General features: G+C 67.8%; 24 protein-coding genes. 13 read left to right on the top strand and 11 right to left on the bottom strand.

Annotated features, from left to right (window positions below; all coding sequences use genetic code 11):
* Positions 1–56: 56 nt before the first annotated feature.
* Complete coding sequence (locus ORK51_RS10375) at positions 57–914, bottom strand: 23S rRNA (adenine(2030)-N(6))-methyltransferase RlmJ (protein ID WP_266084850.1); 858 nt, start codon at positions 912–914, stop codon at positions 57–59.
* A 45-nt stretch (positions 915–959) separates the two neighbouring features.
* Between ORK51_RS10375 and creB the strand changes: the two genes are divergently transcribed.
* The 7 genes from creB to ORK51_RS10340 all read left to right on the top strand — a co-directional run bounded on the left by creB (position 960) and on the right by ORK51_RS10340 (position 8,672).
* Positions 960–1,649: a two-component system response regulator CreB gene (gene creB / locus ORK51_RS10370; RefSeq protein WP_070426902.1), complete on the top strand. Its 690-nt coding sequence runs from the start codon at positions 960–962 to the stop codon at positions 1,647–1,649.
* A 2-nt stretch (positions 1,650–1,651) separates the two neighbouring features.
* On the top strand, positions 1,652–3,109 hold the full coding sequence (gene creC, locus ORK51_RS10365; RefSeq protein WP_266084849.1) for a two-component system sensor histidine kinase CreC: 1,458 nt from the start codon (positions 1,652–1,654) through the stop codon (positions 3,107–3,109).
* An 89-nt stretch (positions 3,110–3,198) separates the two neighbouring features.
* Entirely contained in the window at positions 3,199–4,518 is a 1,320-nt protein-coding gene (creD, locus tag ORK51_RS10360) for a cell envelope integrity protein CreD (RefSeq protein ID WP_266084848.1), read from the top strand.
* Between the two features lie 9 nt (positions 4,519–4,527).
* Positions 4,528–4,959, top strand: a complete 432-nt coding sequence (locus tag ORK51_RS10355; RefSeq protein WP_026069984.1) for a hypothetical protein — start codon at positions 4,528–4,530, stop codon at positions 4,957–4,959.
* A gap of 100 nt (positions 4,960–5,059) precedes the next feature.
* Positions 5,060–6,646 (top strand): M28 family metallopeptidase, encoded by a 1,587-nt coding sequence (locus ORK51_RS10350; protein WP_266084944.1) that lies wholly within the window; start codon positions 5,060–5,062, stop codon positions 6,644–6,646.
* A 120-nt stretch (positions 6,647–6,766) separates the two neighbouring features.
* Positions 6,767–8,170, top strand: coding sequence for a glutamate--tRNA ligase (gltX, locus tag ORK51_RS10345; protein WP_266084847.1), 1,404 nt, complete (start codon positions 6,767–6,769; stop codon positions 8,168–8,170).
* Positions 8,171–8,186: 16 nt separating this feature from the next.
* Complete coding sequence (locus ORK51_RS10340; protein WP_019184450.1) at positions 8,187–8,672, top strand: Fur family transcriptional regulator; 486 nt, start codon at positions 8,187–8,189, stop codon at positions 8,670–8,672.
* Positions 8,673–8,829: 157 nt separating this feature from the next.
* On the opposite strand, the gene ORK51_RS10335 is transcribed toward ORK51_RS10340, so the two are convergent.
* From ORK51_RS10335 to ORK51_RS10310, 6 genes are all read right to left on the bottom strand, one after another.
* Positions 8,830–10,014: an HlyD family secretion protein gene (locus tag ORK51_RS10335; protein WP_266084846.1), complete on the bottom strand. Its 1,185-nt coding sequence runs from the start codon at positions 10,012–10,014 to the stop codon at positions 8,830–8,832.
* Positions 10,015–10,022: 8 nt separating this feature from the next.
* Positions 10,023–11,708 (bottom strand): MFS transporter, encoded by a 1,686-nt coding sequence (locus ORK51_RS10330; protein WP_019184448.1) that lies wholly within the window; start codon positions 11,706–11,708, stop codon positions 10,023–10,025.
* Positions 11,705–12,271 carry a TetR/AcrR family transcriptional regulator gene (locus ORK51_RS10325; protein WP_019184447.1) on the bottom strand — a complete coding sequence of 189 codons (567 nt, stop codon included), beginning with the start codon at positions 12,269–12,271 and terminating at the stop codon, positions 11,705–11,707. The genes ORK51_RS10330 and ORK51_RS10325 overlap by 4 nt, the downstream gene beginning before the upstream one ends.
* A 100-nt stretch (positions 12,272–12,371) precedes the next feature.
* The gene (locus ORK51_RS10320) at positions 12,372–13,610 is read right to left on the bottom strand and encodes an MFS transporter (protein ID WP_266084845.1); all 1,239 of its coding nucleotides are present in this window, start codon (positions 13,608–13,610) and stop codon (positions 12,372–12,374) included.
* Between the two features lie 357 nt (positions 13,611–13,967).
* Positions 13,968–14,405, bottom strand: a complete 438-nt coding sequence (locus ORK51_RS10315; protein WP_266084844.1) for a hypothetical protein — start codon at positions 14,403–14,405, stop codon at positions 13,968–13,970.
* A 168-nt stretch (positions 14,406–14,573) separates the two neighbouring features.
* Positions 14,574–16,775, bottom strand: coding sequence for a TonB-dependent receptor (locus tag ORK51_RS10310; protein ID WP_070426909.1), 2,202 nt, complete (start codon positions 16,773–16,775; stop codon positions 14,574–14,576).
* A gap of 157 nt (positions 16,776–16,932) precedes the next feature.
* Between ORK51_RS10310 and ORK51_RS10305 the strand changes: the two genes are divergently transcribed.
* Together ORK51_RS10305 and ORK51_RS10300 are read left to right on the top strand one after the other, a co-directional pair.
* Positions 16,933–17,346 carry a MerC domain-containing protein gene (locus ORK51_RS10305; protein WP_019184444.1) on the top strand — a complete coding sequence of 138 codons (414 nt, stop codon included), beginning with the start codon at positions 16,933–16,935 and terminating at the stop codon, positions 17,344–17,346.
* Positions 17,347–17,464: 118 nt separating this feature from the next.
* Positions 17,465–17,647: a 30S ribosomal protein THX gene (locus ORK51_RS10300; protein WP_019184443.1), complete on the top strand. Its 183-nt coding sequence runs from the start codon at positions 17,465–17,467 to the stop codon at positions 17,645–17,647.
* A gap of 72 nt (positions 17,648–17,719) precedes the next feature.
* Here the strand turns inward: ORK51_RS10300 and ORK51_RS10295 are convergent, their stop codons facing one another.
* From ORK51_RS10295 to ORK51_RS10285, 3 genes are all read right to left on the bottom strand, one after another.
* Entirely contained in the window at positions 17,720–18,982 is a 1,263-nt protein-coding gene (locus tag ORK51_RS10295) for an alkaline phosphatase family protein (RefSeq protein ID WP_266084843.1), read from the bottom strand.
* A gap of 76 nt (positions 18,983–19,058) precedes the next feature.
* Positions 19,059–19,550 carry a methylated-DNA--[protein]-cysteine S-methyltransferase gene (locus ORK51_RS10290; RefSeq protein WP_070426911.1) on the bottom strand — a complete coding sequence of 164 codons (492 nt, stop codon included), beginning with the start codon at positions 19,548–19,550 and terminating at the stop codon, positions 19,059–19,061.
* Entirely contained in the window at positions 19,547–21,013 is a 1,467-nt protein-coding gene (locus tag ORK51_RS10285; RefSeq protein WP_266084842.1) for a DNA-3-methyladenine glycosylase 2, read from the bottom strand. Before ORK51_RS10285 ends, ORK51_RS10290 begins: the two co-directional genes overlap by 4 nt.
* Positions 21,014–21,190: 177 nt before the next feature.
* Here ORK51_RS10285 and ORK51_RS10280 point away from each other — a divergent pair, with 177 nt between their 5' ends.
* The 4 genes from ORK51_RS10280 to ubiM all read left to right on the top strand — a co-directional run bounded on the left by ORK51_RS10280 (position 21,191) and on the right by ubiM (position 24,590).
* On the top strand, positions 21,191–22,333 hold the full coding sequence (locus ORK51_RS10280; protein WP_429000655.1) for a COG3904 family protein: 1,143 nt from the start codon (positions 21,191–21,193) through the stop codon (positions 22,331–22,333).
* A 59-nt stretch (positions 22,334–22,392) separates the two neighbouring features.
* Complete coding sequence (locus ORK51_RS10275) at positions 22,393–22,920, top strand: DUF4019 domain-containing protein (protein WP_070426914.1); 528 nt, start codon at positions 22,393–22,395, stop codon at positions 22,918–22,920.
* A gap of 18 nt (positions 22,921–22,938) precedes the next feature.
* Positions 22,939–23,328 carry an MAPEG family protein gene (locus ORK51_RS10270; RefSeq protein ID WP_019184437.1) on the top strand — a complete coding sequence of 130 codons (390 nt, stop codon included), beginning with the start codon at positions 22,939–22,941 and terminating at the stop codon, positions 23,326–23,328.
* A gap of 89 nt (positions 23,329–23,417) precedes the next feature.
* Positions 23,418–24,590, top strand: a complete 1,173-nt coding sequence (gene ubiM, locus ORK51_RS10265) for a 5-demethoxyubiquinol-8 5-hydroxylase UbiM (protein WP_266084841.1) — start codon at positions 23,418–23,420, stop codon at positions 24,588–24,590.
* A 23-nt stretch (positions 24,591–24,613) separates the two neighbouring features.
* On the opposite strand, the gene ORK51_RS10260 is transcribed toward ubiM, so the two are convergent.
* Entirely contained in the window at positions 24,614–24,844 is a 231-nt protein-coding gene (locus ORK51_RS10260) for an RNA-binding S4 domain-containing protein (protein WP_019184435.1), read from the bottom strand.
* Between the last annotated feature and the right edge of the window lie 24 nt (positions 24,845–24,868).

Here is a 24,868-nt window from a genome sequence, read left to right as displayed (position 1 = left end):
CCGTGTCGGCCGGGAAACGCCGGCCAGGCCGGGGTGCCGGCCTGGGATTCAGGGGGTCATTCGGCCTGCTTGAGCCACTGCAGGCGGGTCGAGGCGCCTGCCTCGCCCAGGTGCTGCTTGAGCACCGGCATCGCCGGGGCCAGCACCTGGTCGAACTGCCACGGCGGGTTGAGCAGCAGCATGCCGCTGCCGTTGAGCCGCAGCGGGGAGTCGTCCGGGCGGATCAGCAGCTCGGCGGTCAGCACCGATTTCACCGGCAGGGCGCAGGCCTTGCGCAGGAAATGCAGGATCGTCCGGCGCTGCTTGATCGGGAACCAGATCGCGAAGCTGGCCTGCGGCCAGCGCCCCAGGATCTCGGTCACCGAGGCCAGGATGGCCTGGTACTCGGCGTCCTGCCCTTCGTAAGGCGGGTCGATCAGGACCAGCCCGCGGCCGATCTTCACACCGTTGGCCTTGGGCGGCAGCAGTTTCTTGTTCTGGGCATAGCCATCGGCGTGGTACACGCCGACCCGGCTGTCATGGGCGAACAGTGCCTTCAGCGCCGCGGCCTCGGCGTCCTGCACTTCGCAGACGGCCATGCGGTCCTGCTCGCGCAGGGTCTGGGCGGTCAACAGGGGCGAGCCGGGATAGCTGATCATCGCCCCGACCGGGTTGTCGGCCTGGACCGCCTTGAGGTAGCGCTCGACCACGGCCGGCAGCTGGGGCTGGGCCATCAGGCGCATCACGCCATCTTCGGCCTCCAGCGTCTTGCGGCTTTCCTCGCTGGCCAGCAGGTAGCGGCCAGCGCCGCCGTGGGTGTCCAGCACGAAGAACGGGCTGTCCTTGCGCTTGAAGGTGTCGAGCAGGGCAAGCTGCACGATGTGCTTGAGCACATCGGCATGGTTGCCGGCATGGAAGGCGTGGCGGTAATTCATCGGCGCAGTGTACGGGGCGGCGGGCCCAGCGGCTATGCTGCGCGCATGAGCCACCCCCTGCACAACGTCCTGGTGGTCGAGGACGAAACCGCCATCGCCGACACCGTCCTGTATGCGCTGCGCAGCGAAGGCTACGGTGCCGAGCACTGCCTGCTCGGCGGGCAGGCGCTGGCCCGCCTGCGCCAGCATGCCTTCGACGTGGTGGTGCTGGATGTCGGCCTGCCGGACATGAGTGGCTTCGAGGTCTGCCGCACCCTGCGTACCTTCAGCGAGGTGCCGGTGATCTTCCTGACCGCCCGCAACGACGAGTTCGATCGCGTGCTCGGCCTGGAACTGGGTGCGGATGACTACATGGCCAAGCCTTTCTCGCCACGCGAGCTGGTGGCACGGGTGCGCGCGCGCCTGCGCCGTGCCGTGGCCCCCGCCGAGACGTCGGGCTGGCAGCAGCACGGCCGCTTTGCGATCGACCGCGAGGGCAGCCGGATCCGGTTCGGCGACCAGCCGCTGGATCTGACCCGCTACGAATACGCGCTGATGGCCGCCCTGCTGCAGCGACCCGGCGCGATCCTCAGCCGCGCCCAGTTGATGGACCGTGGCTGGGACAGCGACGCCGACAGTGCCGACCGGACCGTCGATACCCACGTCAAGACCCTGCGCGCCAAGCTGCGTGCCGCCGGTGCCGAGACCGACCCGATCCGCACCCACCGTGGCCTGGGCTACGCACTGGAGGTGTAGGCATGCGGCTGGGCCTGAAACTGTTCCTGGGCTTCTTCCTGATCGTGGGCATCGCCGCGTTCTTCGTGATGCGCATCTTCGTCAACGAAGTGAAGCCGGGCGTGCGCCAGGCGATGGAGTCGACCCTGGTCGATGCGGCCAACGTGCTGGCGGAAATGGCGGCGGCCGATCTCAAGGCCGGGCACATCCGCGACGGCCGCTTCGTCGCCGACCTGGCGCGTGCGCAGCGACGCGACCCCAAGGCGATGGTATGGCGCTTTCCCAAGCGCACGCTGGATTACCAGGTCACCATCACCGATGCCAAGGGCATCGTGGTGTATGACTCGACCGGCCGCGATGTCGGCCGCGACAACTCGCGCTGGAACGATGTCTATCGCACCCTGCGCGGCGAGTACGGTGCGCGGTCCAGCCCGGAATCCCCCGGCGACGATAGCCACTCGGTGATGCACGTGGCCGCGCCCATCTTCGATCCCGCCGATGGCCGCCGCTTGATCGGCGTCCTCAGCCTGGCCCAGCCGAACCGCAGCATCGATCCCTTCATCGCGGCCAGCCAGCGCGCCATCATCAAGCGCGGTGCGTGGTTGATCGGCTTGTCAGCGCTGATCGGCCTGCTGATGACCGCGTGGCTGATGCACGGGGTGAACCGGCTCAACCGCTATGCCAAGGCCGTCAGCGCCGGGGAGCCGGTCCCGCCGCCGAAGCCGCGCCGCGATGAGATCGGCGATCTGGGCCAGGCCCTGGAAACCATGCGCCGCAAGCTGGAAGGCAAGGCCTACGTCGAGCAGTACGTGCAGTCGTTGACGCATGAGATGAAGAGCCCGCTGGCGGCCATCCGCGGCGCGGCCGAGCTGCTGCAGGAGCCGCTGCCGGATGCCGACCGCGCGCATTTCGCCCGCAGCATCGAAAGCCAGGCACAGCGCCTCACCGAAACCATCGACAAGCTGCTGGCGCTGGCCGAGGTCGAGCAGTACGGCTGGCTGCAGAAGCATGAGCGCCTTGCGTTGGCGCCCTTGCTGCAGGCCGCGGCCGATGCGGTGGCGGTGCGTGCGCAGGCGGCCGGCGTAGCGATCCGGGTGGAAGCCGGGGCCGAGAGCATCCAGGGCGATGGCTATCTGCTGCGCCAGGCACTGAACAATCTGCTGGAGAACGCGGTGGCCTTCTCACCGGCCGGCACGGTCATCGCGCTCGGTGCGCACGCAGAAGGCGATGGCATCGCCCTGACCGTGGCCGACCACGGCAGTGGCGTGCCGGACTATGCGCTCGACCGCGTGTTCGAGCGCTTCTATTCGCTGGCGCGCCCGGGCACCGGCCAGCGCAGCTCCGGCCTCGGCCTGTCCTTCGTGCAGGAAGTGGCGCGCCTGCACGGCGGGCGCATCAGCCTGCGCAACCGCGAGCAGGGCGGCGCGCAGGCGGTGTTGTGGCTGCCGTCGCGGCTGCCCTCGGTACCGCCGCGGCGCTGACCGCGTCACTTCACACAGACTTCAACGTCGGCACAAACCCCGCACACCGGCGCGCGGGAAGCTGGCCCCCTCCCAACCGAGGACGGGTCATGAAATCCCTGAAGATGCTGTTGCGGTTCGCCATCGTGGGCGGACTGATCCTGTTGCTGCTGATTCCGCTGAGCCTGATCAAGGGCGTGATCCGCGAGCGCGAGGCCTACCGCGACGAGGCTTACCAGCGCGTGGCGCAGAGCCGTGCCGGCGCGCAGATCCTGACCGGCCCGATCCGCGTGGTGCCGTGGACCGAAACCCGCGAGGTCGAGGTGGTGGACGCGGCAGGCACCAAGAAGAAGGAGAAACAGGTCGAGCAGGGGCAGTGGCTGCAGATGCCGGCCACGCTCAAGGTGGACGGCGTGATGCAGCCGGACGAGCGCCGCGTCGGCCTGTTCCGCGTGCCGGTCTACAGCTGGAAGGCCACGATCAGCGCCGAGTTCGCCGATGACGACTATCCCGTGAAAGCCGGCCGCGTGTATGGCGCCCCGTTCCTGACCGTGGGCATCGCCGACGTGCGCGGTCTGGTCGGCTCGCCGAACCTGCGTGTGGATGGCTCGGCCTTGGCGCTGCTGCCCGACGCTGGCGGCGTCAGTGGCATCGGCACTGGCCTGCACGTGGGCCTGCCGGGCCTGGAGGATGAGCGCGGTGGCATGCTCAAGGGCAGCAAGGTCGAGCTGGAGCTGGTGCTGGATGGCACGCGCTCGCTGTCGGTGGTGCCGGTGGGCGATGACAGCCGCATCGCGCTGCGCTCGCCGTGGCCGCATCCGCTGTTCGCTGGCAGCTTCCTGCCCAACGAGCGCAAGGTGGATGCACAGGGCTTCGATGCACAGTGGGCGGTGTCCTCGCTGGCGTCGCGCGCCCAGCACCAGCTGCGCAACCGCCCGGACATCGATGCCGAGGCCGTGAGCGTGGAGCTGGTCAATCCGGTCGACGTGTATACGCAGGCTGATCGTGCCAGCAAGTACGGCATCCTCTTCATCCTGCTCACCTTCGTCGGCTTCATCCTGTTCGAGCTGATCAAGCAGCTGCGCATCCATCCGCTGCAGTACCTGATGGTGGGCCTGGCGCTGGCGATCTTCTTCCTGCTGCTGCTCAGCCTCTCCGAGCACATCGCGTTCTGGCAGGCCTACGCGCTCTCGGCCCTGGCATGCATCGGCATCCAGACCGTGTATCTGTCCGGCGTACTGAAGAGCTGGCAACGCGGCCTGGGGTTTGCGGTGATGCTCAGCGCCCTGTACGGCGCGCTGTATGGCCTGCTGATCTCGGAGAACAACGCGCTGCTGATGGGCTCGCTGCTGTTGTTCGGCGTGCTGGCCGCGGTGATGTGGGTGACCCGCCGGGTGGATTGGTACGAACTCGGCGCACGCCTGAGCTGAGCAACGATGATGAGCCTGCATCGCTGTCTGCACGAACGTGTGCGCCGGGCGCTCCCCGCCCGGCTGGAGGTGGCCTCGCTCCTGGAGGGGGAGGCTTCGGGCTGGCCCTCACCGTTGATGGCGCTGCCCGGCGTGCAGGGAGCGCCGGGGCTGGTGCGCTTCGGCCTGGCGCCGGCCACCTGCGCGGCCATCGCCGCACACGGGCTTGGCTTCCTGGAACAGGCACGGCAGGCGCGTGGGCGCCTGCCGATCCCGCACTGGTGTGGCGCGTACCGGCCGTGGCGCGAAGGCGCGCAGGCCTTGCGCGAGATCGGCATCCGCGGGCTGCCGGGTGACTGGCCGGTGCATGCCCCGGTCTACGCCAGCGCCTCGGTGGACCGCAGCCGCTGGCTGCTGGTGCTGCCCACCCGCAGCCAGCTCTGGTACGGCTGGATGGAATGACCATGACTCTTGGCCCGGGGGCACCGGCCCCGTGCTGGATAGACTCGGGGATTGTTCGTGGTCTGGCCGAGAGGCGGGGGTAATCGTGTTCAAGTGGGGCATGTTGAGCGTGGCATTGGCACTGAGCGGCGTCGCCGGTGCACAGACGAAGGAAACGGTGGACCTGGACATGGTCAGCCGCATCCGCCAGGAAGCCTTCCACCGGTCGCAGGTGATGGCGACCTTCAGCCATCTGACCGAGCAGATCGGTCCGCGCCTGACCAATTCCCCGGCCATGGGCGAGGCCAATACCTGGACCCGCAGCAAGTTCAACGAGTGGGGCCTGGTCAATGTGCATGACGAGGCCTTCGATGCATTCGGCCGCGGCTGGGAGTTCAGCAACGCCAGCGTGGAACTGCTGAGCCCGCGCGTGGCGCCGCTGTATGCGCTGCCGAAGGCCTGGACCCCGGGCACCAACGGCCCCGTGGAAGGCGAGGTGATCAAGGTCGAGATCAAGAAGCTGGCCGACCTGGATCAGTACAAGGGCAAGCTCGCCGGCAAGATCCTGCTGCTCAACGATGCACGCGATTACGAGCGGGCCACCACGTCCGATTCGCACCGCCACGACGACGCCGGCCTGGCCGAGCTGCAGGTCTTCGCGGTGCCCAAGGATGTGGCCGATGCCAAGGCCGACCGTGCCAAGAAGGCCAAGGAATACCTTGAAAAGCAGGAGCTGACCCGCGCCACCAATGCGTTCTTCGCCGAGCAGGGCGTGCTGGCCACGATCAGCATCAGCGGCTGGGACAACGGGATCATCCGTGTCGGTGGCGGCGGCTCGCGCAAAGCCGGTGAACCGGTCGGTGTGCCCGAGCTGGCGATGATGGCCGAGCACTACAACCAGCTGGTGCGCGCGGTGGACCAGAAGCAGGCGGTCAAGCTGCGGGTGAATGTCGAGGCCCGCTTTACCGACGAGCAGGACAAGCCCGGCTACAACACGCTGGCCGAAATCCGCGGCAGCGGCAAGGCGGACGAGATCGTCATGTTGGGCGCGCACATGGATTCCTGGCACACCGGCACCGGCGCAGCCGACAACGCCGCCGGCGTGGCGGTGATGATGGAAGCCATGCGCATCCTCAAGGCGGTGGGCGCCAAGCCCAAGCGCACCATCCGCGTGGCGCTGTGGAGTGGCGAGGAGCAGGGCCTGATCGGTTCGCAGGATTACGTGTCCAAGCATTTCGCGCGCTACCCCGAGCCCACCGACCCGGCGCAGCTCAAGCTGCCGGCCTCGATGCGTGAGCCGACCGGTGCCCTGCAGCGCCAGCGCGATTACGACAAGTTCTCGGCGTACTTCAACATGGACAACGGCTCGGGCCGCTTCCGCGGCATCTACGCGCAGGAGAACCTGGCCGCGGTGCCGATCTTCGAAGCGTGGCTGGCCCCGTTCCATGACGTGGGCGCGACCACCGTGGCGACCCGCAATACCGGCAGCACCGACCACATCGCATTCGACCGCGTGGGCCTGCCCGGATTCCAGTTCATCCAGGACCGGCTGGACTACTTCACCAACGTCCACCACAGCAACCTGGATACCTGGGACCACGCCGAGCCGGAAGACCTGAAGCAGGCCGCCGCCATCGTGGCTTCGTTCGTCTACAACGCGGCGATGCGCGATGAAAAGCTGCCGCGCAAGCCGTTGCTGACCCCCTGAGGGCCAACGCGTGGACTGCCTGGAACGGGCGGTCCACGCCATCCCGGGCGAGGAGTGCCCGGTTTGCGGCCGGGGCGGGGTAAAATTGCCGGGATTCCCGTTTCCCGCCCTGAGCCCCCCATGACCTGCCGCACCCGTTTTGCCCCCAGTCCCACCGGTTACCTGCACATCGGTGGCGCCCGCACTGCGCTGTACTGCTGGCTGGAGGCCCGTCACCGTGGCGGCGAATTCGTGCTGCGCATTGAAGACACTGACCGCGAGCGCAGCACCCAGGGCGCGATCGACGCGATCCTGGAGGCGATGGAATGGCTGGGCCTGGGCTATGACGAAGGCCCGATCTACCAGACCCAGCGCGTGGCCCGTTACCAGGAAGTGGCCGAGCAGCTGGTCGCGCAGGGCAAGGCGTATTACGCCTACGAGACCAGGGAAGAACTGGACGCGATGCGCGAGGCCGCCATGGCCAAGCAGGAAAAGCCGCGTTACAACGGCGCCGCGCGCGATCTGGGCCTGCCGTACAAGGACGACCCGAACCGCGTGATCCGCTTCAAGAATCCGCTGGAGGGCACGGTGGTGTTCGACGACCTGATCAAGGGCCGTATCGAGATCGCCAACAGCGAACTGGACGACATGGTGATCTTCCGTCCGGACGGGTTCCCCACCTACAACTTCGCGGTGGTGGTGGATGATTGGGACATGCGCATCAGCGAAGTCATCCGCGGCGACGACCACATCAACAACACCCCCCGCCAGATCAATCTGTACGAGGGCATTGGTGCGCCCGTGCCGAAGTTCGGCCATATGCCGATGATCCTGGACGAGCAGGGCGCCAAGCTGTCCAAGCGCACCGGCGCGGCCGATGTGATGCAGTACAAGGACGCCGGCTACCTGCCCGACGCGCTGCTGAGCTATCTGGCCCGGCTGGGCTGGTCGCACGGTGACCAGGAGCTGTTCAGCCGCCAGGAGCTGATCGATCTGTTCGACGTGACCAACTGCAACTCCAAGGCCGCGCGCCTGGACATGGCCAAGCTGGGCTGGGTCAACCAGCACTTCCTGAAGACCGAAACGCCGGAGAGCATTGCCCCGCACCTGGTCTACCAGCTGAACAAGCTGGGCCTGGACCTGAACGCCGGTCCCGCGCCGGCGGACGTGGTGGTGGCGCTGCGCGACCGCGTGCAGACGCTGAAGGAAATGGCCGAGAAGGCGGTGGTCTGGTATCAGCCGCTGACCGAGTACGACGAAGCGGCGGTGGCCAAGCACTTCAAGCCGGGTGCGGAACTGGCGCTGGGCAAGGCCCGCGAGCTGTTGGGCGCGGCCGGCGAGTGGACGGTGGAGAGCGTTTCGGCGGCACTGCACGACGTCGCCACGGCGCTGGAGATCGGCATGGGCAAGGTGGCCCAGCCGCTGCGCGTGGCCATCACCGGCACCCAGGTCAGCCCCGACATTTCGCAGACGGTGTTCCTGGCCGGGCGTGAAGAGGCCTTGAAACGCATCGAGGTCGCACTCACTAAAGTACCGACGGCCTGACCACAGGAGACCGCGCATGTCCGCCAAGACCGCTTGTACCGCTCCGCACCATCACGTTCACGACGCCTCCGACTTCGTGAAGGTGGTCGAACGCGTGTGCTCGGAACGCGGGCTGCGGCTGACGCCGATCCGCGCGAACGTGCTGCGCCTGATCGCCGAGGCCGGGAAACCGGTCAAGGCGTATGAGTTGCTGGAGTGGGTGCGCAATGGCAAGGGCGTCGGTGCCGACGCCCCGCCGACGGTGTACCGCGCGCTGGATTTCCTGATGGCCAATGGCTTCGTGCACAAGCTGGAATCGGTGAATGCCTTCGTGGCCTGCCACCATCCGAGCAGTGCCCAGCATTCGGTGCCGTTCCTGATCTGCAACAGCTGCCACAGCGCGGTGGAGCTGGAGGACAAGGAAATCGTCAGTCAGCTGGAAAAGCGGGCCAAGGAGCTCGGGTTCCAGCCGCAGGCGCAGACGCTGGAAGTGCATGGCCTGTGCGCGCGGTGTGCGGGGTAAGGCAGGTACCGACCGCAGGGTGCTGCATCCGCCGGTAGGTACCGACCGTTGGTCGGTACGCTGTTGATGTTGAAACGCCGCGCATCTGCGCGGCGTTTTCGTTTCTGCACGAGAGCGGATGTAACGCAGCCTGGGGCGAGGAAAGGCTGCAAGCGCGTCACCGCTTCGCACCGGCCGGCTCATTTACTTCTGCGGCGGTATCCACCTTGACGATCACCGACATGCCAGGGCGCAGGCGCGGGGCCAGCGGTTGGTCCGGGTCGATGGCGATGCGGATCGGCAGGCGCTGGACCACCTTGGTGAAGTTGCCGCTGGCGTTGTCCGGACGCAGGACGCTGAACTCCGAGCCCGTCGCCGGGGCGATCTGTTCGACGTGGCCATGCAGTTTCTGACCGTCGAAGGCATCCACGGAGAAGGTGGCCGGTTGCCCGATGCGCATCTTCCAGGTCTGGCCTTCCTTGAAGTTGGCGACCACCCACAGGGTGTCGGGCACCAGGAACAGCAGCTGCGAGCCGGCCGTGACGTACTGGCCCAGGCGCACCGAGGCCTCGCTGACCTGGCCGTCGCGCGGCGCCTGGATCACGGTGTTGGCGAGGTCGATCTTCGCCAGCTCCAGCTGGGCCTGGGCGGTTTCGACGCGGGCTTCCAGGCCTTTGCGGGCAACCTGGGTGGAGGTCAGGGTTTCTTCGGCGATGCGGATCTGCGCCTGCGACTGCAGTACGCTGGCCTGCGCGGACTGGGTGGTGGTGCGGAACTTGTCGCGGTCGTTGAGGGCGACCAGCTGCTGGGCGGCAAGCTCTTCGTAGCGCTTGAGTTCGGTGCGCGAGCGCGAGAGCTCGGCCTGGCCGGCGGAGAGGTTGGCCTGCGCCGCCTGGATCTGCGCGCGGTTCTGCGCCTGCGACTGATCGGAGTTGGCCAGCGCTGCCTTGGCGCTGTCCAGATCGGCTTCGGCCTGGACGACTTTCTCGCGGTAGATGCGGTCGTCGATGCGCAGCAGCGGTTCGCCTTGTTTGACGTGCTGGAAGTCCTTCACCAGCACCTCGGTGACGTAGCCGCTGACCTGTGGTGCCAGCACGGTGATCTGGCCGCGCACATAGGCGTTGTCGGTGGTCACCCGCGAGGTTTCGAACGGCCACAGCGACCACGCGCGCAGGATCAGTGCGATGCCGATCAGCGCGATCACGATCATGATGATGACACTCCGCAGGCTCGGCTTGAGGTACTTGGGCACGCCGGAGGGCGCGGCCGCCGGTGGCGGCGCGGGAGCGGGCGCGGCGTCGGTCGGTGGCGGCGGATTGACGTTTTCCGGGGCGTTATCGTCGTGCGGAGGTTGGGTCGACATGGGCGGGCTCATCGGGGCGCGACGCTGCCAGGCGTCGGCGCGGAAAGGGGAGGTGTCGGCGCGTGGCGTTTGCGCCATTGCTTGAGCACGGCGGTGCGGACCGCCAGCAGCAGCAACCAGCCCAGGAAGACCAGCGCGACGCGGCCGCTGAGCGCGAACACGTCATTAAACGCGCGCACGTTGGCTTCGCGGCGGGTGATCTGGGCCAGCTGCGCGGTGCCCTGCGCGCTGCGCTGCACCGGATCGGTGATCAGCCTGGCGTAAACCTGTTGTTGCTGCTTCAGGCGCTGGGCGACCACGTTGTCGGCCGGATCCAGCTGGCTGACCAGCGCGCCGGAATACACCTGTTCGCGGTGCAGCTGATAGGTGCCCAGCACGGCCGAGCCGGCCAGACCGCCCAGGGTCTGGGTGATGGAGAGCGTGACCAGGAAGGTGATCATGTGGTCCACGCCCTGTTTCAGCGCCTGGGTGATGCCGAGCATGATCAGCGGTCCCATGAACATGCCGGCGCCGACCGAGGCCAGGAACTGGCTGGCGAAAAAGTCGTGGGGACGGTCCTGGCTGGTGCGGCTCTGGTCGAGCAGGGCGGCGCTGCCGAGCAGCAGGATCGCCATCAGCAGCTGCGGGATCAGCCGCTTCGGCCCGAAGGTCAGCGAGCTGGCGGCGATGCCGGTGATCACGCCGGCCAGGATCACCGCGAACAACGGGCGCATCTGGTCCGGGCCCATGCCCAGCGTGCGCATCAGGCCGACCACGCCGTAGGACTGCTCGGTGGTCAGGAAGCGGATCAGGAACGCGCCGATGATGAAGTGGATCACCGGCAGGCTGGCCAACCACCGCGTCTGCAGCAGCGGATTGCGGCGGTAGTGTTCGATGATGAAAGCGGTGGTGGACAGCGCGATCGAGGCGACCAGCGCCCAGCCCAGCCATGGCGTGTCCAGCCACCAGCGCGTGTAGCCCTGCGCGAGCACCACCACGAGCAAGCCGACCGCGGGAGCAAGCAGGGCAAAGGTGAGGAAGTCCAGCGGCTCGAAGGCCTTGATCTGCGCACCGGGCGGCAGCTTGAGCACCACCACGGCAGCGAACGCACACAGCGCCAGACCGGCTTCGAACAGATACAGGTTGTGCCACTGCCCGGTATCGACCAGGCCCGGCGAGACCAGCCAGGCGATCGGCACGGCCAACTGCGCGATACCGACGCCGATCACCAGCAGGTTGCCGGTGTATTTGCGCGGCAGCGACTGCAGCATGTACAGCGTGCCCAGGGTGCTGCAGGCCGCGCCGGCGAAGCCGCTGGCCGCGCGCATCAGCACGGTGGTTTCAAAGGTGCCGACAAACAGGTGCAGTACCGCAAGCGCGGCATACAGGCCCAGCCCGATCTCGGCGAACAGGCGGATGCCGTACTGCTGGCGGAACTTGAAGGCCAGCAGGTTGGCGGTGACATTGACCATCGCATAGGCGGCCACCAGCCAGCTGCCCTGCGCCGGGGTCAGCCCGAGCTGGCCCTGCAGGAACGGCAGGTTGGCGCTGACCAGGGCGTTGCCCAGGCCGCCGGTGATGCCGACCAGCAGCGCGACCAGGGCGTAGGCGAGGCGGCGGTGCGGCGGATGCCACGGCATCGAAGCCGAGCCCGGCAGGGTCGGTTTTTCGTGCTCCTCCCAGTCCGGAACCGGCTTGAGGTACTGCGGCATCATCCCTCCCCGTCGGCAGGCCCCCGCAATCCGCCACGCAGCAATTGCAGGGCGCGCGTGGCCAGCCGGGCGCGTTCGTCACGCGTCTTGCCACGCAGCGCGGCTCCCAGCATGCCTGAGATGAGTGAAATGTCCGTCGTTTCCAGGTCCGGGCGGCACAGGCCGGCGGCGACCGCGCGGGCGATCGGTTCGCGCAGCAGTTCGTAGATGGTCTCGCGCGCGGCCCGGATCGGTATCTGATCGGGATCCACCGCGCGCCAGTAGTCCGACAGCGCGGGCGACTGGACGATTCGGTTGGCCATGCCTTCGAGCACCTCGAACAGCGCGTCGTCGCGATCGCCCAGGCTCTGTACCTGGCGCGCGATGCGGTTGACGGTGCGCTGGAGCAGCGCCTCGACCAGTGCAGTGCGGTCGGGGAAGTTGCGGTACAGCGTGGCCCGGCCGACCTGGGCACGTTCGACCACCAGGTCCAGCGGTGCGTTCACGCCATGCTGGCCGAACACGGCATCGGCAGCGTCGAGGATCTGGGCGCGGCGGGCCGCCGCATCGGCACGTTGGGTAGGCATGTACGCATCATCGGACAGAACTGTCCGGCGCGGAAGGGGGCGTGTCGGGTTCGGCGCGTCCTGGTTGGCGCGCGCTGGGCAATGTCGATGGCGGGTGAGTTCAGCGCGGCGCAGGCAGGCCGTGGCAGCCGAGGCGGGCTTCGCGGATCGGCAGGTTGATCAGCGCGGCGATCACGGCCAGGCCCATGTCCGCATACCACATCCATAGATAGTTGCCGGTGTGGGCCAGCGCCAGGCCGCCGAGCCACGCCCCGAAGAAGCCGCCCAACTGGTGCGAAAGCAGGGTCAGGCCGAACAACGTACCCAGATAGCGCGGGCCGAACAGCTTGCCGACCAGGCCGGCGGTGGGCGGCACCGTGGCCAGCCAGGTGAAGCCGAGCGCGGCGGAGAAGACGTAGAAGGTGAGCGGGGTGGGCGGCGCAACGAGGTAGACCCCGATCATCACGGCCCGGCTGGTGTACATCCAGAACAACAGGTACTTCATGCGGTAGCGCTGACCGAGCGCGCCAATGATCAGGCTGCCGGCGACGTTGAACAGGCCGATCAGGGCGATGGAGGACGAGGCGACGGTGGGCGAGAGGCCGCACAGCGCGATTTCGCCGGGCAGATGGGTGACCAGGAACGCGATGTGCAGGCCGCAGGTGAAAAAGCCCAGGTGCAGGTACCAGTAGCTGCGGTCGCGCAGGGCGATGCGCAGTTGTGCGCGCAGGCCCCCGTCATCGGTGGCACCGGCAGCAGGCGCATGGTCACCGGCGCGACGCCGCAGCGGCCAGGCCAAGGGCACTGAGAGCAGGGTGATGACGGCCATGGTGATCATGGCGCGCGCCCAGCCGGCGGTGCCGATGATCCATTGGACCAGCGGCGCGAACACGAACTGGCCCAGCGAGCCGCCGGCATTGATGAGACCGGCGGCGAATGATCGCTTCTCGGCCGGAAGACGGTGGGCAGTGGCGCCGATCAGGACCGAGAAGCTGCCGGCTCCGGCACCGGCGGCCATCAGCAGGCCAAGGGTGAAGGTCATTCCCAGCGGGCTGGTCAGCAGCGGGGCGAGCAGCAGCCCGGCCGCCAGCAGCAGGGCGCCGACGATGAGCACGGGCAATGCGCCGCGCTGGTCGGCAACGGCGCCAAAGACGGGTTGCACCGCGCCCCAGACAAACTGGCCGATGGCCAGCGCGAAGCTGATCTCGACGATGCTCACGCCGGTGCCGCGATGGATCGGGTCGACATAGAGGCCGGAGGTCTGGCGCACGCCCATGGTGACCATGAGAATGGCCGAGGCGGCGACCAACAGCCCCCAGTGCATGGAGGGGGCACGCGTGGCGGCGGTGGACGTACTCATGCGTCGGCTCCGGCAGGCAGGGCGTGGGCGAACGGCACGCTCGGTGTGCACGTTGCCACAGTGTGCGGGCAGGGCAAAGCACGCCGATGGCCGCGCACAAAAAAGGGGGCCTTTCGGCCCCCTCGGGTAACACAACCACCCAATGACTCGATCAGAAGTACGCGCGGATGCCGAACGCGACGCCGAGGATCCGCGGAAACACCGCGTCCTGCTGAGTCAAGGCGCGGACGGACCGGCAGGTTTTGGTTAGCGTCGGTGTCGGCCAGGTGGATGAAGTCCGTGAATTTGGTCTGGTAGTCGCAGAGAAGTCCAGGCGCTCGCTGTGGAGGCGGATGCCAAGTTCCACGCGCTGGGCGCTTATCCTGTCTTCTTTCTGCTCTTGATAAAATCGATGAACTCCTTCTTATGGCCCTCAAAGACGCGACGGCCGTACTTCCGATACTGAGGCTCGAACAGGGCGAAGGCCGCATCCAGGTTTCCCGATTCGAACTCGATGGTGGCGGCAAGCTCATCCATGTACTCGGTCGAGGCTTCGCCTTCCCCATAAGTGTTTCTGGCCATCGCTGCCCACTCCTTGGCCTTCTCAAACTGGGCGGTGTCGCGATAGAAGACCGCAATGCCATACGATGACATCTGCCCGTAGTCATACGCAGATTTCGGCTCAGGGATCATTCCCCAGCCTTCAAGGAAATGATGCTCCGCCTCAGCAATATCTCCCGTCAGCCACGCGGTTCTCCCGCGCTTGGCTATGGCAAGGAAGCGCTCTTCCAGATCCGCGCCGAGGCTCAGAGCCATGTGGATGTCTCCTACAGTTGAACATTGAATCGCATTCTGGATAAGTCTAGCTGAGGCGCCGATGGGGATCTGGTGGAGGCGCACCACTCCTTTGAAGTTCGTGCCATTTGCGACAAAAGGAGGGGCCATTCGGCCCCCCTTTAGCGATACAGAAATCCCGCAAGTCGATCAGAAGTACGCGCGGATGCCGAAGGCGACGCCGCGGCCCGGCAGGGGGGAGTAGTCGCGCAGCAGCGAGGTGTGCGGGCGCACTTCCTGGTTGGTCAGGTTGCTGCCGTCCAGGAAGATCTCGTAACTATTGCTGTCGTTGCGGTCCCAGCGGTAGGCCAGGTGTGCGTCCACCAGCGTGTAGCCCTTGCTCGGATCCTCGTTCTGCGCCACATCCTTCTGGCTGCTGTAACGCACCGCGCCCACCGATGCCCGCCAGCCGTCACGCGACCAGCGCAGGTCCGCGCCCACCCGGCCCGGCGCGATCCGCGGCAGGTAACCGGTGTTGGCCAACTCCACGCTGTAATTGTGGTTGTGGTCGCCGTGCGGCACGGCGATGTCCACGTTGCGGCTGCCACTGCCGTCCAGCTCCGCCTTCACATAGTCGCCGAACACCCGCAGATCCCAGTCGCCTGCGTTGCCTTCGAAGAGATGGAACAGGGCTTCGGCTTCGGCGCCCTTGAAGGTGGCGTCCTGCTGGGTCCACAGGCGGACCGGCAGCGATTCGACCACGCCGGTGTCGGCCAGGTAGATGAAGTCCTTGAACCTGGTCTGGTAGATCGAGGCGGAGAAGTCGACGCGGTCGCTGTGGGTGTGGATGCCCAGCTCGACGCGCTGGCCGCGCTCGGTCTTCAGGTTGGCATCGCCGATTTCCAGCGAACGGGTGGCGATGTGCGCACCCGCGGCGTACAGCTCTTCGTTGGTCGGGGCGCGCTCGGAGCTGTCGATGCCGAAGCGCAGGTCGACGGCGTCGTTGAGCGTCCAGATGCCGGCCGCGGAGAGGTTGGTGGCGTCGAACCTGCGGGCGCGGTAATCACCGGTCGGGTCCAGCTTGACCTGGTCGTGGCGGCCGCCCAGTTCCAGCTTGAACGGGCCGAACTGCTTTTCCTGCAGGACGAACAGGCCGATGTTCTTCGTGCCGGTATCCGGAACGAACGCCTCTTCACCCTTGGCGCCGAAATCACTGTTGCCGAACTGCAGTCCGAACGCGCCATCCCAGCCGCCGATCTGCTCCTGCACGGCTTCCAGGCGGCCTTCGATGCCCCGGTTGGTGAAGCGGGTGGCCGGGGTGCCGGCCTCCAGCTCCACGTGTTCGTAATCGGTATAGGCCACGCGTGCGTTGATGTTCTTCAGGAACGAGACCGGGTTGTAAATGCCGGCCTTGGTCTCGAAGCGGTTCTGCACCATGTCGATGCGGACGTCATGCTCGTCACCTTCTTCCTCGTCGCCATGGTCGTGATCATGATCGTGGTCATGACCGTGGTCGTCCTCGGCATGCACGTGCGCGCCGTTGGGAATGCCGTAGTTGGTGCGGTAGGTGCTGGCCGAGACGCCGAAGTAGCCGTCATCGCCCAGCCACGTGGCACCGACGCCGCCGGCGCGGGTGCGGACCGAGCTGTTGTCCAGGCGGCCGCGGCGCGGCTCGTCCGAATCGCCTTCCTCGTGGTCGTGGCCGCTGTGGTCTTCCAGGCCATCGATCACGGCATAGCCGGGAATCCGGTAGTCATCGCCATTGCGGACCAGGCCATCGACATGCAGCACGACGTTGCCACTGACACCATCCAGCCGGAACATCCCGCTGCGCTCGTCGTTGACCGAGTTGCCACGCAGTTCGGCGCGGCCGCTGAGCGGACGGTCCGGCAATTCGCGGGCGATGCGGCCATCGACCACGTTCACCGCACCACCGATTGCGCCGCTGCCGAACAGCAGGGTGGCCGGTCCTTTGAGCACTTCGATCTGATCGGCCAGGAACGGTTCGATGCTGGTGGCATGGTCGGCGCTGACGGTGGAGGCATCCATGTTGCCCATGCCATTGGACAGCACCGCCACGCGCGGGCCTTCCTGGCCGCGGATGATCGGGCGGCCGACACCGGGACCGAAGAAGGTGCTCTGCACGCCGGGCAGCTTGGCCACGGTGTCGCCAAGGGTGCCGGCCTTCTGCTCGTCCAGGCGCTCACCGGCCAGCACGTCGACCGGGCGGGCCAGCGATTCGGCATCGCCCTGCAGCGGCGAGGCGGTGACCTTCACGGTGGACAGTTCGGTCAGGTGACGGTCGCGGTGGCTGCTGGCGTCATCGGCGGCGAGCGCCAGCGAAGGCAGCATCGCCGCGGCAAGGGCCAGGGAGAGGGCATGGGGTTTGAGCAGGAGGGAGCTGGAGCGCATAGGGCAAGGGCCTTCGGTCAATTGTTACAATATATCAATGGTGGGGCGCGCGAATCCCGTCATGGGACGGGTAAAGGGCAAGTCAGGGGGAGGCAGGGTGCGCGTCGGGATTGATGTTATATTATTCCATAACGCTTCGCCGACCCTGCTGGAAGTCATGCCCCTGTTCGCTCGAGTTCGCCATCTGCTGGATCGTTTCGGTGCCACCGGCTCGCTGTTGTGTGCCGTGCACTGCGCTGTGCTTCCGGTGCTGCTGGCCGCTGCGCCATCGCTGGGCCTGTCCGTGTGGATGAGCGACGGGGTGGAGCTGGCCCTGGTCAGCTTCGTGACCCTGTTGGGCCTGTTCAGCCTGGTCTGGGGCTGGCGCCGTCATGGCGCATTGCGCGCGCTGGGCTTCCTGATTCCAGGCCTGAGCGCTCTCTGGGCGGGGCTGTTGTACGACCCGCTGCACCACTCGGCGGTGCCGCATGCGGTGGTGATGACCCTGGGCGGCGTGCTGGTCGGTGTGGCCCATCTGGTAAATCTGCGGCTGAACCACGGCCACGTCCACGACGCCAGCTGTGCTCATTGAGAGCGCGCATGGTAGGCTTTCCGATCGTGCGCGGGGGCGCCTGAGAGGGCGGCCCCGCCGAACCCGTGTCAGTACGGGGTAATCAGATTTCGCAGCATTCAGACTAAGGAGTTACGACATGGGTAAGGGTGACCGCAAGACCGCCAAGGGCAAGCGCTTCAATGCCAGCTACGGCAATTCGCGTTCGCACGTCGTGAGCAAGGCGGCCGTGGGCGCAGCTGCGCCGGTTGCCAAGAAGACCGTGACGAAGGCGCCGGCCAAGAAGGCCGTTGCCAAGAAAGCGGTGGCCAAGGCCGGCTGATCCAGCCAGGCGGGTCCATGAAAAACGCGGCGCTTGCGCCGCGTTTTTTTTTGCCTGCGCGCCGGAATCGCCTCAGCGCAGGGCGGGCAGCAGGCGTTCGGGATCGCCATCGTTGGGGGCGGCCGGGACACCCAGCAGACGCGTCAGCAGCGGATAGACATCCACGTTGTCGAACCCGGGCAGGGTCTTGCCCTGCTGGAACGACGGACCACGGGCGATGAACACCGCGCGCATCGAGGGCAGGGCATTGTCGTAACCGTGCGAACCGCGGTTGCCGGGTTTGCGCGTGGCGATGCGCTCGCGGGTCAACGCATCCCAGCCTTCGTGCATCTGGCACAGGATCGGCGGAACGCGCGGATGGCTGCCGTACGCCCAGCGCGGCGGCAGGGCGTCGCGACGCCAGCAGTCGTAGTGTGCGTGCGCACCGAGCAGGATGTTCTCGGCCTGGCGCTGCTTGCCCGGCAACGGCGCAAAGCCGACCGACTGGCCCACCGTTACGTCCTTGGCGATGGACGGGTCGACCATGTCTTCGGTGGCGATGACCTGGCCTTCGGGCACGCTGGCCATGCCGTGGTCGGAGACGACGATCAGATTGGTGCTGTCGGCCAGGCCGCGTGCCTGCAGCCCGTCCAGCAGGCGGCCGATGGCGGTGTCGACCTCACCGATGGCGGCGGCATACTCGGGCGACTCCGGGCCGTGGCCGTGGCCGGCGTGATCGACCTGTTCCATGTACAGCGTGACCAGGCGCGGGGCCTGCGGGTCGGTCTGGCCGAGCCAGCTCAACACCTGATCGACACGGTCGGGCAGGCGCATCGTGCTGTCGTACTCCCGCCATTGACTCGGGCGCACGCCCTGGATGGCGGCTTCGCTGCCCGGCCACGACAGCGTCGCGGTCCGCACGCCGGCCTTCTCCGCGCCGACCCAGATCGGCTCGCCGCCCCACCAGCGCGCATCGGTGACGGCCTCGCGCAGGTTCAGGCGGAAACTGCCCAGCTCCGCTTCTTCCATGCTGTTGTGGATGATGCCGTGGTGGTCCGGGCGCAGCCCGGTGACGATCGTGTAGTGGTTGGGGAAGGTCAGTGCCGGATACGACGGCGTCATCCATCGTGCGCGCACGCCGCTGTCGATGATCCGCGACAGGTTGGGGCTGAGGCCACGGTCGAGCATGTCCGCACGCAGCCCGTCGATGGAGACCAGCAGCAGTTTGGGCGCGGTGGCCGACGGTGCCGGGACGGCGGTCGCCGCGGCGGCGCGGGGCGGGGTGGAAGGTGGGGTCGCGCAGGCGGCCAGCGAAAGTGCGGCGGCGAGCGCCAGAGAAAGGCGGACGGAAATCATCGCACCATGATAGTGCGCGGCGGTGACGCGCCAAAGACAACCGTTGGCACGTTCGCCCTCAAAACGCCGTGACCGGCTACGCGAACAGTGCGTCCCGCCGGGCTTCCAACTGCAGCAGGGCCGCCTTGGTGGCCAGCCCGCCGCCGAATCCGGTGAGTGCCCCGCTGCTGCCGATCACGCGGTGGCAGGGCAGCACGATCGGCAGCGGATTGCGGCCATTTGCGGCACCGACTGCGCGGCTGGCGCTGGGGTGATCGATGTGACGCGCCAGTTCGACGTAGCTCCAGGTCTGGCCGAAGGGGATATCGGCCAGCGCTTTCCACACGCGCAGCTGGAACGGCGTTCCGTGCGGGGCGAGCGGCAGATCGAAGCGCATGCGTTCGCCGCGCAGGTACTCCAGCAACTGGCCGCGTGCGCCGCGCAACGCATGGGCGTCGCGCTGCCAGTGCTCGCGGCCTTTGGCGTCATAACGGTTGTTCTCGAACAGGATGTGGTGGATGCCCTGGCTGTCCCCGGCCACGGTGAGGGCGCCGATCGGGCTGTCGAAGGTGTCGTAGAGCAGGGTCATGAGGGAACTCCCGGAGCAGGGGTGGCCAGGTGCCACAGGTGCAGAACGGCGTAGGCGCGCCAGGGGCGCCACGGTTGCGAACGTGCCTTGGTGGCGCGCTCGCTCAAGCGCGTGCCATCGCCGAGCACCTGTTGCAGGACCAGATCGCCGGCGGGGAACGCATCGGGCAGGGCCAAGGCGCGCAGCGCGATGTAGTGCGCGGTCCATGGGCCGATCCCGGGCAGGGCGACGCAGCGTTCGACGAAGCCGGCCAACGACTGGCCGGCGCCAAAATCGAGCCGGCCCTCGACCACCGCCTGGGCCACACCGCGCACGGTGGCGGCCCGGGTACGCGGCAGGCCGATCGTTTCCAGCGGCGCCTGGGCCAGCACCGCGGGCGAGGGGAACTGGCGGTCCAGTCCTGCCGGCATGCCTTCCAGGGTGGCCCCGAAGCGGTCCACCACGCGGCGTGCCAAGGTCGCGGCGGCGGCCACGCTGACCTGCTGGCCGAGCACGGCGCGCACGGCCACTTCAAAGCCATCCCAACCGCCGGGTACGCGCAGCCCCGGGCGCTGCGCGATGCCCGCAGCGAGCAGCGGCTCCTGCATCAGCGTGGCGTGCACCCTGAGCAGATCCGCGTCCAGATCGAAGATGCGCCGCACGCGCCGGACGATGCCCGGAATCGCGCGCGGATCGACCTGGCCCAGCTGCAGCAGCAGTTCGGGGCGCCGTGGATCGGCGGTCACGCTCAGCAGTGAGGGACGCTCGGGCGGCCCGATCACGCGCTGGTAGCTGTCCGTGCCGATCTGCTCGATGCCGGGAATCGCGCGGCGGCGCAGGAAACCGAGCATCGCGGTGAAATCGAGCGGCGGCCGATAGCCCAGGCGCAGCGTGAGCGCGCCATCGGTCAGCGCGCCACGCTGGCGGCGGATCGCGGTCGGGGGCATGCCGCAGCCATCCAGGAAGGCCGCGTTGAACCGGCGCAGGCTGTTGTAGCCCGAGGCCATCGCGACATCGGTCACGGGGAGCGCGGTTTCGGTCAGCAATTGCTTGGCCAGCAGCAGCCGCCGCGTGGCGTGGATCTGCGCTGGTGCGGCGCCGAGGCGGGCGACGAACAGGCGCTGCAGCTGGCGGGCACTCAGGCCGACGTGCGCGGCCAGATCGGCGACCGGTTGATCCTGCAGATAACCCTCATGGATCAGCGCCAACGCGCGCTGCAGGGTTTCATTGTCCAGCGCGTCCTGGGCCTCGGGCGCCAGCTCGGGACGGCAGCGCAGGCAGGGGCGGTAACCGGCTGCCGCTGCGGCGGCCGCGGTCGGGTAGTAGGTGACATTGGAAGGCTTCGGCGCCGGTGCCGGGCAGACCGGACGGCAGTAGATGCCGGTACTGCGCACGGCGGTGAAGAACACCCCGTCAAAGCGCGCGTCGCGGGCCAGGCGGGCACGTTCGCAGGCGGTGTGGTCCAGGGGCAGGGCGGTCTCCATGGGGGCCAGTCTATGCCCGCCGCCCGGGCCTGGCTCGCCATTTTCGGACAGCAATGCCATGCCGGGGTCGCCCGGTTCAGGGCAGGTTGCCGCGATGCGCCGGACGCGCACTAGACTGTGCGTGCGCGCTCATTTTGCCGCGCATTCCCCCCTTGCAAGGATTCCGGGTTGTCCATGTTGCTCAAGTCGTGGTGGTTGCCGTTGTTGTACCTGGGCCTGGCCGGTTGCAGCCAGCTGGAGAACCCGGGCAATGTCACCGCCGCCGACAAGGCCGTGCGGGCGCAGACGGCCGATGGCGATCACATGGTGTCCATCAATGCAGCCGATGCGCCGCCCCCGCCGCCACCCGCGCCCAAGCGGGGCGACCTGAGCTGGCCGCAGGCCGCATTGGAAAACGGCAAGGCGTGGATCAGCTGCGATACCGACTACGCCGGGGAGGCCGGCGATGGCGCCCCGTTGGAGGCGCTGGACCGGGCCAGCATCGAGGCCGCGCTGCAGCCCTGCGCCGAGCGCGGCCTGCTGCGCGTGCGCTATGTGGGCAAGATCAATCCGGGCTTCTCCGAGCTGGTCGCCCGGCTGGCGGTGGTCGCCGATGCGCAGCGGATTTCGCGGCGCATCCTGGATTTGGATTCCAGTGGTGGCCAGGTCGAAGCCGCCATCGTGGCCGGCGACCGCATCGGTGAATCCAACTGGACGATATGGGTGCGCGAAGGCTCGGTCTGCCACAGTGCCTGCGTGTTCGTGCTCGCGGCCGGCGACAACCGGCTGGTCTCGGGCAAGGTCGGCATCCATCGCATGATGCGGATCAGTTCCAAGGCGACCTCGCGTGCTGAACTCAACCGCGAACTCCACGAGGTCTATGACAACGTGAAGGATTACCTGCAGCGCAACGGCGTGGCGGTGGGCGTGGCCGACCTGATGATGACCGTGCCCAACCGCAGCCTGCGCCTGTTGACCGCCGAGGAGCTGCGTCAGTTCGGGCTGGACGGCACCAACGCCGTGCAGGACGATCTGGAGCGGATCAAGCAGATGCGCAAATGCGGCGATGCGTTCGTGCGCCGCAAGGATGCCTTCCTGGTCGCCTTCGATCAGGAGTGCAAGCGCGAGGGCAGCGAGCTGGAGGCCGTCAACAGCTGCGGGCAGGCGCTGAAGCAGCGCTTCGGTTTCCCCGACGAGACGTGTCCGGACGAGAGTCCGCTGTCGGAAATCGATGTCTCCACCCTGCTGCCGACCACCGTGGCCCCGGACCAGACGGAGACCGCCGAGCGGACCCTCGGCGACGCCCGTCCGGCATCGGCCGAGGCCGCCGAACGCAACTGACGGAGGACTCACGTCCTTCCCGTAGACTGGACCCGTTCCTTCCAGCCAACGGTGTCCTGATGCGTGTTCCGCTGCTGCTGTTGTCCGCTCTGCTGCCTTTCGCCACGCTGGCCCAGACGCCGCCGGCCACCCCTGCACCCGCGCCGGCGCGCCCAGCGCCTGCGGCCACGCCCGCAGCGCGTCCGGCACTGAGCCCAGCGCAGCAGGCGCAGGTGCAGAAGCAGGATGCGGAAATGACCGCCGCCGCGTTGCAGGTGGCCAAGCTGGTCGATGCCAACCGCGCCGGCGAGGCGTGGAAAGGCGCTTCGGCCGTGGCGAAGAAGTCGGTGACCGAGCAGGCGTTCGTCAGCCAGCTCACCGCTGATCGCCAACGTCTTGGCGCGCTGGCCTCGCGCGGCCAACCGGTGGTGACCCGGGTCAAGTACGCCGCCGGGGCAACCGTTCCCGAAGGGCTCTACATCAACGTCAGTTTCCCCACGCGCTTTGCCAACAGTGCCCAGCCGGTGCGCGAACTGGTCTCCTTCCGGTTCGACGAAGACCGCATCTGGCGCCTGGCCGGTTACAGCGTGCGTGCCGCCACCCCCTGATTGCCGGAGCCTGCGCAGATGAGTATCGAGATCCAGATGCTGGTGTGGTCGATGGTGCTCGGCCTGGTGCACGTGTTCGCGCCCTCCACGCTGATCACCCGCGAGCGCGGCATCGGCTGGAACGCCTCCGCGCGCGATCAGCCGATGCCACCGCCGGGCCCGCTGGCCGGCCGCCTGCAGCGCGCGCAGAGCAACTTCATGGAAACCTTCCCGTTCTTTGCGGCCGCGGTGCTGGCGGTGGTACTGACCCAGCGCCAGGATGGGATGACCGCCGTGGCGGTGCAGCTGTATTTCTGGGCGCGCCTGATCTACCTGCCGCTGTACGCCGCCGGCGTGCCTTATGTGCGCAGCCTGGTGTGGCTGGTCTCTCTGCTGGGCATCGTGATGCTGCTGTGGGCGTTGCTGTGAACGGGTGCTGGCGCGGCTGATCCAGATCAAGGACGCCACTGGGGGTGCGGCGCTAAGCTGCACCTCACACGTAACGGCAGGATGGGATCATGCAGTCTGTGGATGTGGTGGTGGTGGGTGCCGGCCCGACCGGGCTGTGCTTCGCACGCGCGCTGGCCGATACCGGCCTGAGCGTGACGCTGATCGAACAGCAGCCGCGCGCGGCGCTGGCCGATCCGGCCTTCGATGGCCGCGAGATCGCGCTGACCCACGCCTCGCGCCAGATCCTGGAATCGTTGGGCCTGTGGGAGCGGCTGGACCCGGCCGAGATTTCCCCGCTGCGCGATGCCAAGGTGATGGACGGCGGCTCGCCGTTCGCGCTGACCTTCGCTGCGCACGAGCGTACCGGCGATGACCTGGGCTGGCTGGTGCCCAATCATCTGATCCGCCGCGCCGCGTGGCAGAGCGTGCAGGCCCAGGCCGGGCTGGACATCGTGGACCAGGCCAGCGTGACGGCCGTCGCCCCCGGCCCCACCCGCAGCACGGTCACCCTGGCCGATGGCCGCCAGTTGGCCGCGCGCCTGGTGGTCGCCGCGGACAGCCGCTTTTCCGCGACCCGGCGCCTGCTGGGGATCGGGGCGCAGATGCGCGACTTCGGCAAATCGATGCTGGTGTGCCGGATGCAGATCGAGGTGCCGCACCGGCACACGGCCTGGGAGTGGTTCGGCTATGGCCGCACGATGGCGCTGCTGCCGCTCAACGGCGACCAGGCCTCGGCGGTGATCACCCTGCCGCCGCGCCAGATCGCAGGCCTGATCGCCCAGGACGAAGGCGACTTCGGCCGCAGCATCAGCACGTTCTTCGAGCATCGACTGGGCGCGATGCGGCCGCTGGCCAGGCCGGTCGCGTATCCGCTGGTGGGCGTTTACGCGCACGCGTTTGCCGGCGATCGCTGCGCGTTGATCGGCGATGCCGCGGTCGGCATGCATCCGGTGACGGCCCATGGCTTCAATCTGGGCCTGCAGAGCCAGCATCGGCTGGCCGGGATCGTGCGCAGGGCGGCGGGGCAGGGGCGCGACATCGCCGCGCCGTCCGCGCTGGCCGCGTACGAGCGCGGCCACCGGTTGGCCTCGCGGCCGCTCTACGAGGCGACCAATGCGATCGCCTCGCTGTATACCGATGACCGCCTGCCGGCGCGGCTTCTGCGCCGGGCCGGGCTGCGGCTGGCGCACGGCGTGGCCCCGTTCCGCCAGTTGATCGCCGCCCACCTCACCGGCAGGTGACGACCGTTGGTCGTCACACAGGGTCAGGGCGCGTCGCTGTCGGCGATCACGTGGATGACGGTGTCGGCGAACTGCACCTGCTGGCCCGCGCGGATCTTGCAGGCCTTGCGCAGCTCCACTTCACCATCCACCAGGACCTGGCCGTCGCCGATCACGGTCTTGGCTTCGCCCCCGCTGGTGACCAGGTCGGCCAGCTTGAGCAGCTGCTTGAGCTCGACGTAGTCGCGGTCCAGTTCAAATTCGAGGGTCTGCATGAAAACGGGTATCCTGGGAAGGGG

The organism is Stenotrophomonas sp. RIT-551 (assembly GCF_026241915.1).
Classification (GTDB): Bacteria; Pseudomonadota; Gammaproteobacteria; order Xanthomonadales; family Xanthomonadaceae; genus Stenotrophomonas; species Stenotrophomonas bentonitica_A.
This window is presented reverse-complemented; position numbering and strand designations above follow the sequence as displayed.